This window comes from Pantoea sp. BR_17 (assembly GCF_041955125.1).
Lineage (GTDB): Bacteria > Pseudomonadota > Gammaproteobacteria > Enterobacterales > Enterobacteriaceae > Pantoea > Pantoea stewartii.
In genome coordinates this window covers 1-917 of record NZ_JAVAXT010000028.1, presented here as the reverse complement: position 1 = coordinate 917, position 917 = coordinate 1, and the positions used below count along the sequence as shown (strand labels likewise).

Here is a 917-nt window from a genome sequence, read left to right as displayed (position 1 = left end):
TGATCCCACTTGTCATGCCAGGCATGCTCATCGGCATATTTTTTAGTGCCATGATTTTGCAACTCAACTTCGACAATCCCTTTTTTAGTATCGTGACAGGACACACTGTTCTCGCACTGCCCTATGCCATAAGAATACTTTCCGCCGGCTTCCGCGCCGTACCTCAGGAAATTATTGATGCAAGTCGCGATCTGGGCTCAAACCGGTGGACAACGCTGAGGAATGCTTATTTTCCTTTTATGAAAGCTGCATTTCTGGCTGCGTTGATACTCTGTTTCGTCAGAAGCCTTGAGGAGTTCTCTGTTTCTTACGTACTGGGTTCACCGGATTTCATCACTGTCCCAACAATATTGTATTCCTTCCTGGGTTATACCTTTGTAAGACCGGATGCCGCAGTCGTCTCCATGATCCTGATTATCCCTAACGTATTTCTTATGATCGTTATCGAGAGAGTACTTAAGGGTAATTATGCTGCTGAGTCAACAGGAAAACATTAACATCAAGAGGTTTATATGAAATTTTTACAGTATAAAACTGCTGTTTTAATGCTGGCTTCTTTCTCTTTATCCGCTGCAGCAGCAACGGATCTGTCTGAAATGAAATGGGCCGATGTAGCTGCGATGGCAAAAAAAGAAGGAACTGTGAACTTTAATGTATGGTTTCTGAAACCGCAGTGGCGAAGCTTCGTAAAAAGATTTGAAGACGAGTATGGCGTCAGGGTGGTTATTCCCGAGTCAACTATTGACGGAAACCTAAACAAACTCCTTGCAGAAAAAAATAAAGAAAGCGGTAAACTTGATGTTGTGGGTTTTACGATAAACCAGATGCCAGTTGTCCTTAATTCCCATACTGTTTCACCTGTAGCATGGTTGCCTGAGTTTCAAAATGGATTCAGCAAGCTGCATGGCACGGATTTT

General features: G+C 43.1%; 1 protein-coding gene and 1 pseudogene. Both read left to right on the top strand.

Going from position 1 to position 917, the window contains the following annotated elements; translation table 11 throughout:
- A partial coding sequence (locus tag RAC60_RS21915; RefSeq protein WP_375094352.1) for an ABC transporter permease occupies positions 1 to 497 on the top strand: 497 nt, incomplete at its 5' end.
- Between the two features lie 15 nt (positions 498 to 512).
- Positions 513 to 917 (top strand): annotated as a pseudogene (locus tag RAC60_RS21910) (LysR family transcriptional regulator); the annotation flags it as partial.